The following is a 15,253-nucleotide window of genomic DNA, read 5'->3' as shown; positions in this document are numbered from 1 at the left end:
AACAACACGCTACCCGCCAACATGCGTAAACAGCAACTATCTGCCTCCCCAAACATACGCAAATCCAACCAAATCCCGCAGTGTTTACGCAACCTATTCAAAACAGCATCATTCATTGTCGGGTACCGGCGGGTTTTCGTTAACGAAGCATTATCCTGCAGTGTTTACGCAACGCCAACCAGCGGTCATTACTCCTTTTTCAGGCGGTCCAGCGGGCTTACGATCCGCGCGCTTTCTTCGTTGCTTACGTGCGTGTAAATTTCGGTCGCCCGACTGCTGGCATGACCCAACAATTCCTGTATGTGGCGAAGACTGGTACCTCCTTCTAGCAAATGAGTAGCGTAGCTGTGTCGCAAGGTATGTACCGTAGCGTAGGAATTGATCTTACTTTTATAACGGCCTTCCTCAATATAGCCTGGACGCTCCTAACGCTGTACTCACCGCCGGTCTGCCCCTCAAATAGCCAATACCTGGGTTGGTATTCCACAAAATAAAGTCTTAGTTCAACCAGCAGGCTTTGGGACAAAGTAGTATAACGATCCTTCTTTCCTTTACCACCGTGCACAAAAATTTGCAGACGATCAGAGTGGATATCTGCAATTCGAAGGTTGGTTACTTCGCTTAGACGAAGTCCCCCGCTATAGATAGTTTTCAAAATGCATCGGTGCTTAAGATTGTCCGCGGCATCAAATAGCTAACCCAGCTATCACTCAAAAACAACCTCCCCCCCCAACAAAACCCCCTCCTCGGTAACCAAATCCGAAAAAGTGTCCACCAGCGTAACGCTGCCATGGTCCGCCTCCGCCAGGGCGCGCAGCGCCCGCAGAAAAGCGTTGAAAACGGGCACTACCCTACCCGCAACCGCCCGGTTGTCCCGCTCATCGGAGAAATCATCAACGGCCGGGAGGGTTTCCAGCCAGATGTTGGCGGAGGAACGGATGCGGACTTTGAGGTATTCCTCCCAGTAAAACTCATCCATCAGGTCTTCGTACAGGGGGCCGGTTAGGGGGATGAGCTCCATCATTTTGCGAGCCTCGCGGAGTTGTTCTTCGTCAGTAAAGTCGATGGGGGCTACGGGGACACCGTCGGTGAACTCAGCACCGCGCACGTCGAGACCAACGTAGGCGACGCGGTTGCGCAGGTACTTCGACTCTTGAAAATTAAGCAGGCTGATCGCCTCGGTCTTGCGTTGCTCCAGGCTGATGTGGCGTTCTTTTTCGTATTTGTCCAGCAGCGGTCCGAGGCTCAAGTGGATACCGGACTTGAAGGGTACGGCTACGAAGAAGCCATACTCCTCTCCCAGAGTCAGGAACGCCCGCTCGAAGGCGATGATCCGGTCGATATAGGTCTTGGAATTTACCCGAATGGATAGTTCGTAGGTAAAAACGGAGGTTTCGTTGAGGTAGGTCGAGATGGGCTGCATGGCGCGAAGGTATAATGCGCCCGGACACTTAATGGGAGAAAAGTAGAATTATCCTCTTGTCGGGCTATCAGGATGTCCAGCTGTCAAGTTCTCAGGGTGTCAAGTTGTCGGGTTATTTGGTTGTCCGGTTGTCTGGGACTCAAGGTTTTTGAGGCTGCTCGAAAAACAGTTGTCCAAGACAACCCGATAGCCCTGAAGACCGACACCCCGACAACTTGAGATCACCCTTTAGCCGTCCGAACTCGCCTACTTGACTATTTCTAGCCGGTTTTGCATTTCAATTAAGTACACGGAAAATTACGTGGCGCTGAGCGCCCGGAAACACTACCGATCACTTGGCGACCGTATCCCGAATCTTTATGGTTAGGTCTGCTAACTCCGCCTTTCTCCATTTCTCCGCAAGAAGACTTATCTCATTCTCGCGCGGAGCGGCGGAGTTGCGCGGAGAATAGTGGTGACTTCAGCCTCCTCCACTGCTCCTTTAAAACTTTCCATTGCACCTGCGGCCGCGCCCCTTGATTAGGCAACAAACGGTCAGGAATCAAATAAATCCCCGCGCCCTTCTGACGCAACCCTAAAGCAGCAAAACTGTCCTTCTTCCCGTTACCCTGGCAGCCAATCTTTATCAACCAGCCCACTCGACATGCGGATTCTACCCATTTTACTGCTACTCTTTACGCTAAGCCCCCTCTGCGGCCAAACCACCCCCTGCCCCTGCTGCAACGAAGCCTTTCGGGCCTTCGACTTCTGGGTCGGCGATTGGGAAGTCGTGGATACCTCCGGCACCATAGTTGGAGAAAATACCATTGAAAAACTGGAGAACGGTTGTGTTTTGACCGAGCACTGGCGAGGAGCCAGCGGTTCCACCGGCCGCAGCTTCAACCACTATAATTACCAGGATTCCACCTGGAACCAGACCTGGATGGACAATGCCGGGCGACCTCTCGTGCTAAAGGGAACGGCCGTACCCGGGGTGATGACAATGCGGTCCACCGAACAAACCGGCCGCACTGGCGCCAAATTCTACAATGAAATTACCTGGACGGCCAATGAAGATGGGACCGTTACCCAAAAATGGGACATCGTCGGGACCGACGGGACATTGCTACAGGTGGCTTTTTTGGGGATTTACCGGCGGAAGGAGTGATGTCGAGTTTTCAAGTTGTCGGGTTGTCAAGTTATCGGGTTTGCGAATTCCCCTCCAAATTTTAAGGCCCGGACACCCTCCCCTGAAAACTTGACAACCTTGAAAACAGGACACCTGATAACTCGACAACTCGCCCCACTACCCCACAGTAACCACTAAATCATCCGTATCCACCAACGTTTTTTCCTTCAGTGAAATGGCCTGCACTTCTCCATCAATCGGGCTGGTAATGGTTGATTCCATTTTCATCGCCTCGATGATAAAGAGTGGATCTCCCGATTTTACCTGATCACCGACTTTGACTAAGATGCGACTAAGGTTCCCCATCAACGGGCTGCCTACTTCGCCTTCGGCTACGGCCTTCTGGTTGACTTTAATCTCCTTGTTCAAAGTCCGGTCGCGCACCGTAATACTGCGGGTCTGGCCGTTGAGGCTGAAGAACACAAGGCGGTTACCCTGATCGTCGGGTACGGTTTTATTGAGGTACTTAACGGTAATTGTCTTTCCCGCGCTCAGTCGCACCAGTACTTCTTCGTTGGACTTGAGGCCATAGAAGAAGGCCTTAGTCGGCAGGTTGGCCACCTGACCAAACTCTTCTTCAAAGGCGAAGTAATCAGCGTATACTTTCGGGTAAAGCAGGTAGGCAAGCAAAGCTTTGTCGTCTGGTTTAACGCCAAACTTCTCCGTGTATTCCGCCGTGGCTTCCTTCCAATCAATTGGTTCGAGGTGGGCATTGGGGCGGTCGGTAAAGGGCTTTTCTCCTTTGAGAACCAGCTTTTGTATTTCGGCGTTGAAGCCGCCTTCTATTTGGCCAAGGTCCCCGCGCATCAGGTTTTTGACACTGTCGGGGAAGTCCAGTTTCGCCCCGCGGCGAATGACGTCTTCGGCGGTAAGACCATTAGAAGTCATGAACATGGCCATGTCGCCTACCACTTTGCTGGAGGGCGTCACTTTCACCAGGTTACCGAACAGTTCGTTGGCGGCGGAGTAGTTATCCCGGATGGTGGGAAACTGGTCTTCAAGTCCGAGGCCGCGGGCCTGGGGCCGTAAGTTAGAATACTGTCCGCCAGGAATCTCGGTATCATAAATGGTCGCCGTACCCGCCCGGAGTTCCGTCTCGAAGGGATAGTAATAGCTCCGGACCGTCTCCCAGTAATCGGCATACTCATTCAGCAGCGGCAGGTTAACGGGGTTTTCCCGTTCATGCCCCTGCATCATGGCGGCGATGGAGTTGTAGCCTGGTTGAGATGTCAGACCGGAGAGACTGTTGATGGCCACGTCGACCACATCGACACCAGCCTCGATGGCCCGCAGGTAAGTAGCACTCTGAATACCGCTCGTATCGTGGGTGTGCAGGTGAATCGGCAGGTTCGTCTCCTCCTTCAGCGCCTGGATCAACTCCGTGGCGGCCAATGGTTTCAGCAAACCGGCCATGTCCTTAATACACAGGATGTGCGCACCGGCACTTTCCAGTTGCTTAGCCAGTTTAACGTAGTAGTCTAGTGTAAACTTCGTCTTTTTCGGATCGGTGATGTCTCCCGTGTAGCAGATACAGGCTTCCGCCAGACTGTCGGTGTTTTCCCGGACGGTCTTGATGCTGACCTCCATATTTTTGATCCAGTTGAGGGAGTCAAAAATTCGGAACAGGTCAATACCTCCGGTCATCTCGCCCGTAGGCTTATTATCCTCGCCGTATATCGGGAAGCCAGCAGCAGCTTCTTCGATGAACTTCACGATCAGGTTATCCGGATAAGCTTTGTACCCCACCCCATTACTTCCACGCAGCAACATTTGGAGGATGGTATTTGGCATTGCTGTCCGGATCTTCCGGAGCCGGCGCCAGGGGTCGGCCTTGAGGAAGCGCATGGCCACATCGAAGGTTGCTCCACCCCAAACCTCCATACTGAAAAGGTCGGCCGGTTGGTTCACCGCATAGCTGCGGGCCACGTTGAGCATGTCGATCATCCGCATGCGGGTGGCAAGGAGGCTCTGGTGGGCGTCTCGGAAAGTCGTATCAGTGTAGTGGATTTTCTTCTCTGCCTTAAGCCAGTCGACAAAGCCGTCGCGACCGAGCTCCTTGAGCTTATCACGGTTGCCCTTGGGCATCTCCGCGTAGAGATCGAATGCCGGGACGACTGGTTTGAGGAAGGTTCGCTTCGTATCCGGGTTTTTCACGTCGGAATTTCCGTTCACGACCACGTCCGCCAGATACGTGAGCATTTTGGTGCCCCGATCGCGGAAATTGTGGGGCTTCATCAGCTCCGGGTGCTCAGGGATAAAGCGAACGGTCGCCTTACCCTTCTGAAAATCTTCGTTTTCCAGTAAATTCAGCAGGAAACCGACATTGGTCTTAACGCCCCGTACGCGAAATTCCCGCAGTGCCCGGTGCAGGCGGGTGGCCGCCCCTTCGAGCGTCCGCCCGGTGCCGGTCACCTTTACCAGAAGGCTGTCGAAGTACGGGCTGATGACTGCTCCGGGGAAGGCCGAGCCGGCATCCAGCCGGATGCCCATACCACTCGCTGAGCGGTAGGCGATCAAAGTTCCGTAGTCCGGCTTGAAGTCGTTGGAAGGGTCTTCGGTGGTTACCCGGCACTGAACGGCGAAGCCGTTGACCTGAACGTCGGATTGGTCCCGGATAAAGATCGTTGGGTGATCCAGGGGGTATCCCATCGTGACGAGGAATTGCGTACGGACCAGGTCAATCCCCGTAATTTCTTCCGTAATGGTATGCTCCACCTGTATCCGGGGGTTCACCTCGATAAAGTAGATCGAATCATCCTGGTCAACCAGGAATTCGACGGTACCGGCACAGTAGTACCCCACGGCTTTACCGAGCTGCAGGGCGTATTTATAGAGTTTGTCTTTTACCTCATCGCTGAGATTGGCTGCGGGTGCCACCTCCACTACTTTCTGGAATCGGCGCTGTACCGAACAATCCCGTTCGTGCAGGTGCACCAGGTTTCCGTAGTGGTCTCCCAGCAGCTGCACTTCAATGTGGCGAGGGTTTTCGATAAATTTTTCCAGGAAGATGGTACCATCACCAAAGGCCTTCTCGGCCTCGTTTGCGGCATCGACCACTTCTACTTTCAGGGCTTTCTCGTTACGAACAACGCGCATACCCCGACCACCGCCGCCACTGGCTGCTTTGATGATGACGGGATAGCCGATCCTGGCAGCTTCCGAAGCGGCCACCTCCGGGTCCGAGATGTCCTGATCACTATCCTGAATCAGTGGCACCCCTACTCTTCGGGCTAAGTTTTTGGCGGCGACTTTATCACCGAGTTGGTCCATGCTTTCTGGTGCAGGACCGACAAAAGCAATACCGGCATCACGACAAGCGCGGGCAAAATCTACGTTTTCCGACAAAAAACCATAACCGGGATGAATGGCATCCACCTTATGCTCCACGGCTAGTTTTATGATTGCTTTGATGTCAATGTAGGGACGCAGCGGTTCATCGTCCGGTCCTATTTGGTAGCTTTCATCTGCTTTGTAGCGGTGTAAGCTGTAACGATCCTCATAGGTGTAGATGGCCATCGTCCGTAGCTTCAACTCACTGGCTGCCCGCAAGATACGAATGGCGATTTCGCCACGGTTTGCAACTAATATTTTCTTAAAACGAGTGATATTGACTTCAGACATAAAGTGTTGATTGGGTAAGGCTCAAGATAGGACGCAAACCTCTGACAAAGTGAAAAACAGTAAAGAATAGTGCTTAGCTTTATATTCAAACTTTCTTCCTGATTTACGACTTGTAGATTGTTTGGGGGAAACAATACACCCTCTTGCGCCGGAAAAGGAGCAGGGGCAAAGGTTCCAATGCTGATAAAATCAGGCGCGGCCGCAGGTGCAAGGGAGAGGATAAAAGAGCCGTTAGAAAGCTGAGATGCTTTTCTACACGATTAACCTCAGGTCCATACTACTGAACATTTTTGGTTTTCGACCTAACCCCTGCTTACGCTTGGGCCCCCTTTACCCCAAGCGACGCGTCCAGTGCGTTTTGCCTGAGGCTCAACGGAGAGGGAGCCAAAATGTCCTGGTGTGCCTCAGGTCATCTTAGCAACATCACTTCGCCCTGGAATTGCAGTATTACCCCATCCAAATAGAGTACTTCTGCCACCCAGACGTAGCTTCCTGGCGGAGCGGGTGCTTCATCAACCCGTCCATTCCAGCCAGCACCATTACTGTTTACGGGCAGGTCTGAGCCCCCAAACACCTGACCGCCCCACCGGTCAAAAACCCGTAATGATTGTAATGCTACGGCTGCTTTTCCCAGGCCGAGAGTGAAGCTGTCATTCACTCCATCTCCGTTTGGGGAGAAGGCAGTAGGCGGGTAAACCTCTCTGTTTTTCTCAACACGTACGGTCAGGGAATCTGTCGTTGAGCAATTATCGTCAGATATGACCGTCAATACGTACAAACTGTTATCCAGTGGCAGTACACGGGGCTGCAGACAGGTATCACAATCCAGCGTACCCGTTGGGTCGTCCCAGCGCAGGGAGGCAACACTTGTATTGTTGAGTAAGGTTGGGATAATGATGTCGCAACCCAGCTGGGTTACTAGTCGTTCCCACGGAAAAATAACGGGGATATCTGCCGCCGTAAGCACTGAGCTACTGTCTGCAATGCAGCCGTTATCGTCTTTGATGACCAGTGTATAGTTCCCCGGGCTCAACGCTTCATATTGCAGGAGCGTGTCAAAGTTTCCTCCGTTCAGTGCAACTGTAAACGGTGGCGTACCTCCGGTAACACCGGAAAGTCCCACAATGCCGGTTTCCAATCCGTCGCAGTTAGGGTCCGTAAAATCAATGCTAAAATCAATAGCTGGTGGCGGTACAATTGCGGTACTGGCCGAACGGACACAACCGTTTGCATCCGTCAGATTAACGATGTACGTCCCTGCTATCAGCTCCGAAGCCCGGGCCCCAACCTGTGTATCGCTCCAGGCAAAAGCATAAGGAGGTACACCTCCCATACCCAAAGCTGTTGCCTCCCCGTCTGCACCGCCAAAACAGCTCAGGTTATATTCATCGATCTGCCTCGACTCTGCCATGACCGTAAGCTCAGTAGGTTCCATGACTTCCTGAAAGAAGACAACATCATTTCCGAAGTCGTCCCTGACATTGATTTCATACGTCCCTACAGGCACACCTTCAATGGCATTATCCTGAAACAAAATAGTTGTCCCTGCCCCACCCACTGTTGGCTCCAGAATATTGCTCCAATCGTAGGAAAACGGTGGGGTTCCGTTTTCTACAGAAAAGATCAATTGCCCCGTGGCTTCGCCACGGCACCTTGGCGGGAGAAACCTCGTAGCTCCTCTTATTTCACATTCAATCATGAATAAGTCAAGGGTGACAATGCTGTCGCAGGCAGCTACCGTCATGATGGTGTCTTGAAAAACGCCGGTAGTCGAATATGGGGTATCACCAATAAAAAATTCATCTCCTACGCAGAGGTTGACATCAATTGACTCCCGGGCCTGTGGCAGTACCTCCAGCGCTACAAAGATCATGCTGTCACAGCCATTAGGTAATACGACGACAAAGTCGTAGGCGCCTGACGTGCGCAAAATGGTGTCTGCAACTGTGATGAACTGGTCCTGGCAGATGGTCGTATCCAACCGGAAGACGTTGGGGGTACGGACGTTGATGGTCGTACAGCTTGCTGGGGCTTCGTCACAAACGTTAGCGGCAACGACACAAACTTCAAAGTTACCATCAGACGGAAAACTCAGGTCTACTTCTGGTTGATTGGTAGTTCGCTGCCTTTGCCCGTCCACTTCCCAATGGAATAAGGCTGCTCCGGCCTCAGTATTGGCAGCCTCAAAATGTGTTGGCAGACCGGGGCAGGTTTCGGGAATATTGGACAGGGTTCCGGAAGTAGTTAATTGCCCAACCGCAGTGCTGCCCTCAACGACCTTAAAAACCCAATCACAAACATCTCCTCCTGATCCATCCATGATCAGGTAATAGTGTTGGCCTACGACCAGGGGGACAGTATTACTAAAGGGAACCGTTGTATTTGGCGCTACATCCGTGTTACAGCCGGAGACAGGTACAAACGTTTCGCAATCAAAACTTTCAAACAATCCGATTTCCAGCCCCGAATTAAAGGCTGGGTTACAGTTCTCCACCGTCACTTCTATACTCAGGTTTTCCGTGCCTGCAATGAAGGCGACGAAGCCCATATTGTGGTTAAAGGTGGTACAGAAATTATCTACCCGCTGCCCCCGCAGCGTAGAGTTATTACGCCCCCTGAAACCGTCAATGTCACAAATTGCGCAGGCATCCAGACAGTTAGAGGTCATTGCGGGAGTATCGCCACAGGGTTCGGGTTGGGCGAAGACATTACCTCCTGAAAACAGAAGAATGAACAAGATAAATGGAGGTAAACGCATGCGGGTAATCATCTTAAACTGCCGCAAATAAATTGCGTACCGGTGGGCTAAAGTTAGCTGAACTAAAATAAACGAATGCCGCGAAAAGGATTGGTGTCTTCAAGAATGAAATAGCGTATTGCCGGGGAAAATCCGATAATCAATGCACATTACCCAAGCTATTCTTCGTTGTCTGACGGATCGTTTTTACCTGACGCAGTCGGTAAAAACTCCGTCCGACGGCTTATCAGTTAGCATCTAATGGAATTGTTCTCCGCCCTCCGTCTTTCAACCAGACCAAATATCATTGATATTCTATACCTTGGGCTAACCGTAACCAATAAAAATCCAATCCTCCCTGCGACAATGGACAACCTCCTCGAAAAATATAAGCTTATCGGCTACCATACTACCGAGCTGGAGATGGATAAAATGGAATTCTCCAAACGTTTGCGCAAGGTGGTTGACGAGGGATCTACCGGTGCCATTGGCAACCCCTTCGAGGCTTTTTCTTCCAGCGAAAATGATTTCATTGGCAAGGTCACATCGGAAGGGTTTGAGATCAGAAGACGCCGAAAAATGTTCGAGCCGAATTTTAGTATGGCCTACGTTACCGGAAAATTTGTCCAGAATCGGGATTGCCTGACCATCACCAGTAAGATACACGGTATCGGTAAATCATTGAAGATATTTATCATCGCCATTACTGGATTCTACCTCTTGTTTGCAATTATGATTTTGTTGGTTTCTACTGCCAATTCAGACTTTCCTTTCTACATGGCTTTATTCCTGATTCCGCATGCGGCATTGATGTTTTGGATACCATTTTTCATGGCCCGGTACGCCGTCAGGCGTATGAAAAAGGAGCTGGAGCGGGAGTTTCATTATCTCGCCAGGTAGGCGAATACCGATCATCAGGGCGGGGCCGCAGGTACAGGGGAAGAGACCTGAAAAGCAAGGTTCTGGTCTGCATCAACATCCAAACCCTGGAGCCTAAGGATAATGCTTACCGGTAAACCCAGCGGATCGTTTCAGAAGTTTGTGACTTACCCCGTGCGGACGAGGCTTACCTTTACAGGTAATCAATTAACGCTGTAAACTTCTGAAACGATCCACTAATACAGTGTAATTTAAATATGTCAACATAACAGGCACTGGTGAATTTTAGCCTCAAATGATGAAGGCCATCCCTTAGGGCGAGTGGGCTATGCCCCGAGAAATCTCGGGGCATGTGTGTATAACGAAATGCACAACCGGTTAGTAATAGTCACTTAGTGGATGAGTTCGGACGCCCGTAGGTCAACCAACCCCTCCGCTCCGCTTCAGGGTTTGGCCGACGCTATGGGTCCTGAGCGAGTTAGGACCCCGTGGCGTCCCGTGCCTGAAGCTGCGTAGCAGTGAGAAGGCTAAGGGCCCCGCGGGCGTCCGGACCGAAAAGCTTCAATTTGTGCAATTTGTTATGTACACTCGGGGCATAGCCCACTCGCCCTGAACGTAAAAAAGTGTTGCTTTTTGGCGACGTCGTTAGCCGACAAAATCCACCACACCTAAGTCAACAAACTTAGTTTACACTGTACTAACCCCAAAATACAACCCCAGTATAAGCCTTTGCAACCTAAGTATCATCGGTCCGGAGGCCGTTGGCCGCAGCTTTGTGGAATAACCAACCACCCATTCCCATGTACCGATTATATGCCTTCATGTGCTTGCTGCTGATCACCTCAAGCGGCTGCCTGACAACACTGTTACGCGATGACTTTGACGGTCGTTCTCCTAACATTATCAACACCAACCTCCAGGGAAGCATCCCGGGCGAACCGGATGGTGATCGAATTGCCCTCGTTCACCCAACGGTGATCCCCGTCCAGGAACCCCAGCTTACCAACCAGTCTTTACGGATCAACAACCGGGTTGATTTTGAGCTCGCGGACCACGATGCCTTCGGTCGCTACATCGTAAGCTGGAAGGGAATTCAGGTGAACTCTCCTTCGGCTAACACCTTAATCGACTTCCTGAATGAAGACGACGAGGTCGTGCTTACGCTTCATTTTGACGCAAACGATTTGGAGGTCCTGTCCAGCAACGCGACACCTCCGCCACAATTCAATTTCCAGACCGATGTCGTCCATCAGTTCACGGTGGTTTTCATCATCCAGGGAACCAACGGTAGTACTTCCTACGCCGACATAGCGGTCAGTGAAGAAATCGGTAACGGCCGGGAATGGGCCAAGATGCCTTTACTGGGCAACCAGATCGAGACCTTGAAAACGGTCCGTTTCAGGGCGGAAGACAGCTGCCCTTACGTCCTGGATAACCTTGCAACAAATGCCAATTAAGATGAGACATCGCTTAATCCAAACCCTGCTCCTAACCATCCTCCTGTGCACCTGCGGCAGCGCCCAAAGCCTGACACCAGTGCTGATTGGAAGTGGCGGCAGTAGTGTGACAGCAGGCAGTATTCACCTAAGTTTTTCCCTTGGCGAGCCCATCGTTGGCGTCCAGACGCCAGGGATTGGCAATATGGAATTCCTCACCCAGGGGTTTCAGCAACCCAACACTTTTTCCGTAGTCCTCCCGGTGGAATGGCTATCCTTTACCGCTATCGCCGATGGCAAACGTAACCGCTTGAACTGGCTGGTCGCGCAAACTGGCCGCGAATCTCATTTTGACGTTGAGCGCAGCTCGGACGGTACGAGCTTTGATTTTTTGACCCGACTGAACGTCAGGAACGGGAACACCGCTGACTACCAATGGATCGATGAAAGCTATCCGGCAGCCCTGCTGTATTACCGGATTCGGCAGTTCGATGTAGACGGTGCCGTCACCCTGAGCCCGCTACAAACGATTGACCGTTCTGCGGACAACAACGGACAACTCATCCGCTTTTATCCCAACCCAAGCGCTGGGTGGCTGCGGTGGATCATCTCTGCATCTGGCCAGACCGGCCAAATTAACTGGCAGCTGTTTGATGCTGCCGGCCGCTTACTCCGACAGCAGGATTTAGCCCCAGGACCCACCGCCGAAATTGACCTCAGTATGTTGCCAGCGGGCAGCTATCCCTACCGGATTCGCACCTCCACGGGCAGCGAAAACGGCCTCATCATTCTTCGATAACACAAACCTCCCATAGCCATGAAATATCTGCTAGCTTTTACCTTTTTCCTGATCACCATAACAGCATTCGCTCAGGATACACCAATTCCTCAGATCCCTCAGGGCATCAATTACCAGGCCATCGCCCGCGACGATGCCGGTCAGATCCTGGCAGAATACTCCATGACCGTAGGCGTGCGGATCAAAGACGCTCCCACGAACGGAGCGACGGTCTACACCGAACGGTTTATTGACGTAAGTACGGATAAATTTGGACTGCTACACCTGGTCATCGGGCAGGGCAACCCTACTGGTTTCGCCGACATTGACTGGACAACAACGCCGCTCTTTCTGGAACTTACCATGGATATAGAAGGTGAAAGTGTGACCCTCCCCACAACGCCTTTTCAGGCAGTCCCCTACGCGCTGGCCGCAGGCACCAGCCTGGACGCCAAAGTATGGACAAAGGAAGGCGACGATGCTATTTACGAAGACGGAAACGTTGGCATTGGCACGGATGCTCCGGACCGTTTGTTACATTTGGCTGGACCCGACGATCAGTTTCTCCGTGTGGCAAGTACTACCTTTGGTGCAAGCATCGTCGGCCTGGAATTGATCAGGAGCAGTGCCTTTTCCTCTACCGATTTCCGGATGATCAACGACGGCGGGCGGCTCAAATTTCAGTCGACTTCCGATAACTTCACCGGTGAATCTGGTGAGCCGAATGACCAGATGACGGTCACTTCCTCCGGCAACGTTGGCATCGGAACACTCGACCCGCAGAGTAGACTCGCACTGCAGGACCCCGGAGAGGTAGGCCTCAGTATCCGCTCTACCGGTACGCAAAGTTCTTACGTCGACCTGCTACGGGGCGAGGGGAATGCGTTGGCGGATTGGCGAATGGTTAACCGCCAGGGGGCTTTGTCATTTCGTACCGGCAGCGATCTCGGCGAGGAGGAAGGGGAAGGCGTGTTGTTTCTGACGCCGAGCGGGCGGATGGCGGTCGGTAATTTTAGCGGTGCTGCGGAAAAAATCCACGTAAGGGGCGTGGACGACCAGCGGATCCGGGTGGAAAGCACCAACGGCCCGGCCAGTATAGACCTCTATTCCATCGGCCAGGATTTCCGGATGGTCAATGAATCCGGACGGCTGCGCTTGCAGCGTTCGGGGAACAGTTTTGGTGCCTCCGAAGACATTTTCGATGTCCAGAACGACGGGACTTTCCGATTCCGCCAGGACGTGAACATGGCGGACCTGCGGATCGTAAATTTGGGGGATCCGGCGGGGCCGCAGCACGCGGTCAACCGTCGTTACCTCGAAAATTTCGTGGGGGAGCAAATGGAACAACAGAGCCAATTTCCGAGTGCACTGAGCAGTGAGGTGCCGAACATTAGCTATCCCGCCTGCGCGAACCGTTGCCGCACTCTGACCGAAGACGGTTTTTCCAATTGGGGGGTGCCCAGCCTAGATCAAGCCAGTCAGTTTGCCGGCGGGATCATTAGCAGTTCAGAATTTATGTGGACTTCTAGTGGTGCTTTTGCTCGGCTGAGCAATGCATTTTATGAACCCCTTCTTGACCGGCCAATATACGCTACTGTAACGAGTTCAGGGCGCTACGTTATGCGATTGAATATTGGCGAGGTTGCGGTGGAGCGTTATAATGCCGAAGGCATTAATTGTCGGTGTGTGCGGTAGCGGTTGGGAGGGGGGCCGGGGGCGATGATGATTTTTTGATAGCTGGGCGCTGATGTTTTCAACAAAGGCTGGTGTAAGTGTCATTGCCCTGTTTAGCCGATATTGATAGTATTCAGTATTACCTAAAGCATTTCTGCACTCAAACTGATCTGGGCGTAACCCAAATTGTCGCGCTGACCCGACGTAAGCACTCCAGTGCTACCGGTCAGCGCGACAATTTGGTTTACGCCCACTGATATTTACTTTAGACCGCTGCCATTGCAGTCTTCACAGAAATTATTATCCCCTCTGGTTCCTCTCCAGTAGCCCTGACCATTACAACTTGGGCAGCTTTTATCTGTGACCAGTGACATTATGAACTTGACTATTATAAATGTTACTCCGAAGATGGCTAGTATTAGTATTATTCTGATCATTTTTGGCTTTTGGCTTGTTTTGGATAATGGGGAAGCTTACAGCGAGGAAAGCGTTTCTGACGAATGGCGTCCTAAAGTTTGTTTCTCTATTAACAAGGCACAGTAATGGTTCACAAAAGCGGCGTTACTCCACCAAAGTATATACTATTCCATCCCTTTGATCCTCAAACCCCACAAGGCCAAGTTGGTAATTGTAGTATATCAAAAACTTGTCTTGCCCGATATCACTGGTGTAGACATCGAAGTAGGACTTACCGTTTAATACAACTTCATCAGCAGGAAGCGTCGGATTTGGGTCAACGGTTAGCCAGTTGTTATTGTTTGTCGTAAAACCTATCTGGGGTATCGGCCTTAGAAAATAAGGGGCATCAGCGTCCAGAAGTGATGTGACGAATATACTTCCGTATTCTTTGGAAATCCGCTCTTCGTACCTTTCAATGTTCTGCCTAACCCGATAACAAAGCGAAAACATAATTCCTAGTCCATCAATATGAATCTCTGCTTCAACAGCCTGATACTTCCCGGTAATGCTTATCTCCTGAGAAGCGTCATAATTACACGGAACAGTATTCGGGAAAAATCCTCTTGAGAAATAAGAAGTACTGCGCGGGAAATCAGCTAAAAACAGATTGCCTGTCGAGTCTGTGTAATACACTGAGTTTACGGGCTCATCCAAGTCATAAGGGAATTTTGCTAAAGTCTCATCAGTAAGAAAAAACGTATCCGGAGTAATTGAAAACGGACACAAGTCTTCTTCCTCTTCCATAATTATTTCCTCCATGACCGGATCTTCTTTACATCCACTGATCGTGCATTGTATGATCGCAAGTATGACTATGTAAAAACGGATGTCTAGTTTACTTTTCATGGAATTTTACTTAAGTCAGGCAGATTCATTCTGGAGTAACTTCTCCAGTCAAAACCTGAGTTACCTCAGACTCCGATAAACTCAACTAATCTGTATTCAGCACAAAAATTAATTAAGTCACCCCTTCTGTTTGCTTTTTGAGATCCTAGGAGAGGATACAGGAAGTTACCTGATGCAAAGATGCAAGATTCAACGCTGCTTTTTACGGGGAGCCCACGCCCTGGGTAAAGAT

9 protein-coding genes and 1 pseudogene are annotated in these 15,253 nt (G+C 51.3%); 5 read left to right on the top strand and 5 right to left on the bottom strand.

Annotated elements, in window-relative coordinates; translation table 11 throughout:
• Positions 1-188: 188 nt before the first annotated feature.
• Both B036_RS33015 and B036_RS0121440 read right to left on the bottom strand, forming a co-directional pair.
• Positions 189-655: pseudogene (locus tag B036_RS33015) on the bottom strand (tyrosine-type recombinase/integrase).
• Positions 656-706: 51 nt separating this feature from the next.
• Positions 707-1,423: a hypothetical protein gene (locus B036_RS0121440; protein ID WP_020570793.1), complete on the bottom strand. Its 717-nt coding sequence runs from the start codon at positions 1,421-1,423 to the stop codon at positions 707-709.
• A gap of 643 nt (positions 1,424-2,066) precedes the next feature.
• On the opposite strand from B036_RS0121440, the gene B036_RS0121435 reads away from it, so the two are divergent.
• A complete protein-coding gene (locus B036_RS0121435) occupies positions 2,067-2,570 on the top strand; it encodes a hypothetical protein (RefSeq protein WP_020570792.1) in 504 nt (167 codons plus the stop codon).
• Positions 2,571-2,708: 138 nt separating this feature from the next.
• Here B036_RS0121435 and B036_RS0121430 read toward each other — a convergent pair whose 3' ends face one another.
• Positions 2,709-6,212, bottom strand: coding sequence for a pyruvate carboxylase (locus B036_RS0121430; RefSeq protein ID WP_020570791.1), 3,504 nt, complete (start codon positions 6,210-6,212; stop codon positions 2,709-2,711).
• Positions 6,213-6,621: 409 nt separating this feature from the next.
• Complete coding sequence (locus tag B036_RS0121425) at positions 6,622-8,949, bottom strand: T9SS type B sorting domain-containing protein (protein ID WP_245557498.1); 2,328 nt, start codon at positions 8,947-8,949, stop codon at positions 6,622-6,624.
• A 366-nt stretch (positions 8,950-9,315) separates the two neighbouring features.
• On the opposite strand from B036_RS0121425, the gene B036_RS0121420 reads away from it, so the two are divergent.
• From B036_RS0121420 to B036_RS32465, 4 genes are all read left to right on the top strand, one after another.
• Positions 9,316-9,849 (top strand): hypothetical protein, encoded by a 534-nt coding sequence (locus tag B036_RS0121420; RefSeq protein ID WP_157472291.1) that lies wholly within the window; start codon positions 9,316-9,318, stop codon positions 9,847-9,849.
• Positions 9,850-10,628: 779 nt separating this feature from the next.
• Positions 10,629-11,285, top strand: a complete 657-nt coding sequence (locus B036_RS0121415) for a hypothetical protein (protein WP_020570788.1) — start codon at positions 10,629-10,631, stop codon at positions 11,283-11,285.
• Between the two features lies 1 nt (position 11,286).
• A complete protein-coding gene (locus B036_RS0121410) occupies positions 11,287-12,063 on the top strand; it encodes a T9SS type A sorting domain-containing protein (protein WP_026232209.1) in 777 nt (258 codons plus the stop codon).
• Between the two features lie 18 nt (positions 12,064-12,081).
• Positions 12,082-13,737, top strand: coding sequence for a hypothetical protein (locus B036_RS32465; RefSeq protein WP_020570786.1), 1,656 nt, complete (start codon positions 12,082-12,084; stop codon positions 13,735-13,737).
• A gap of 540 nt (positions 13,738-14,277) precedes the next feature.
• Here the strand turns inward: B036_RS32465 and B036_RS0121395 are convergent.
• Entirely contained in the window at positions 14,278-15,021 is a 744-nt protein-coding gene (locus tag B036_RS0121395) for a hypothetical protein (protein WP_020570784.1), read from the bottom strand.
• Positions 15,022-15,253 lie beyond the last annotated feature (232 nt).

Source organism: Neolewinella persica DSM 23188 (assembly GCF_000373105.1).
Lineage (GTDB): Bacteria > Bacteroidota > Bacteroidia > Chitinophagales > Saprospiraceae > Neolewinella > Neolewinella persica.
Note: the sequence above shows the minus strand (reverse complement) of the source record. Positions and strands in the feature narration are given on the sequence as shown.

Excerpts from the sequence above, each read along its gene's own strand:
- B036_RS0121440 (WP_020570793.1), bottom strand. The coding sequence starts at position 1,423 with ATGCAGCCCATCTCGACCTACCTCAACGAAACCTCCGTTTTTACCTAC.
- B036_RS0121435 (WP_020570792.1), top strand. The coding sequence starts at position 2,067 with ATGCGGATTCTACCCATTTTACTGCTACTCTTTACGCTAAGCCCCCTC.
- B036_RS0121430 (WP_020570791.1), bottom strand. The coding sequence starts at position 6,212 with ATGTCTGAAGTCAATATCACTCGTTTTAAGAAAATATTAGTTGCAAAC.
- B036_RS0121420 (WP_157472291.1), top strand. The coding sequence starts at position 9,316 with ATGGACAACCTCCTCGAAAAATATAAGCTTATCGGCTACCATACTACC.
- B036_RS0121415 (WP_020570788.1), top strand. The coding sequence starts at position 10,629 with ATGTACCGATTATATGCCTTCATGTGCTTGCTGCTGATCACCTCAAGC.
- B036_RS0121410 (WP_026232209.1), top strand. The coding sequence starts at position 11,287 with ATGAGACATCGCTTAATCCAAACCCTGCTCCTAACCATCCTCCTGTGC.
- B036_RS32465 (WP_020570786.1), top strand. The coding sequence starts at position 12,082 with ATGAAATATCTGCTAGCTTTTACCTTTTTCCTGATCACCATAACAGCA.
- B036_RS0121395 (WP_020570784.1), bottom strand. The coding sequence starts at position 15,021 with ATGAAAAGTAAACTAGACATCCGTTTTTACATAGTCATACTTGCGATC.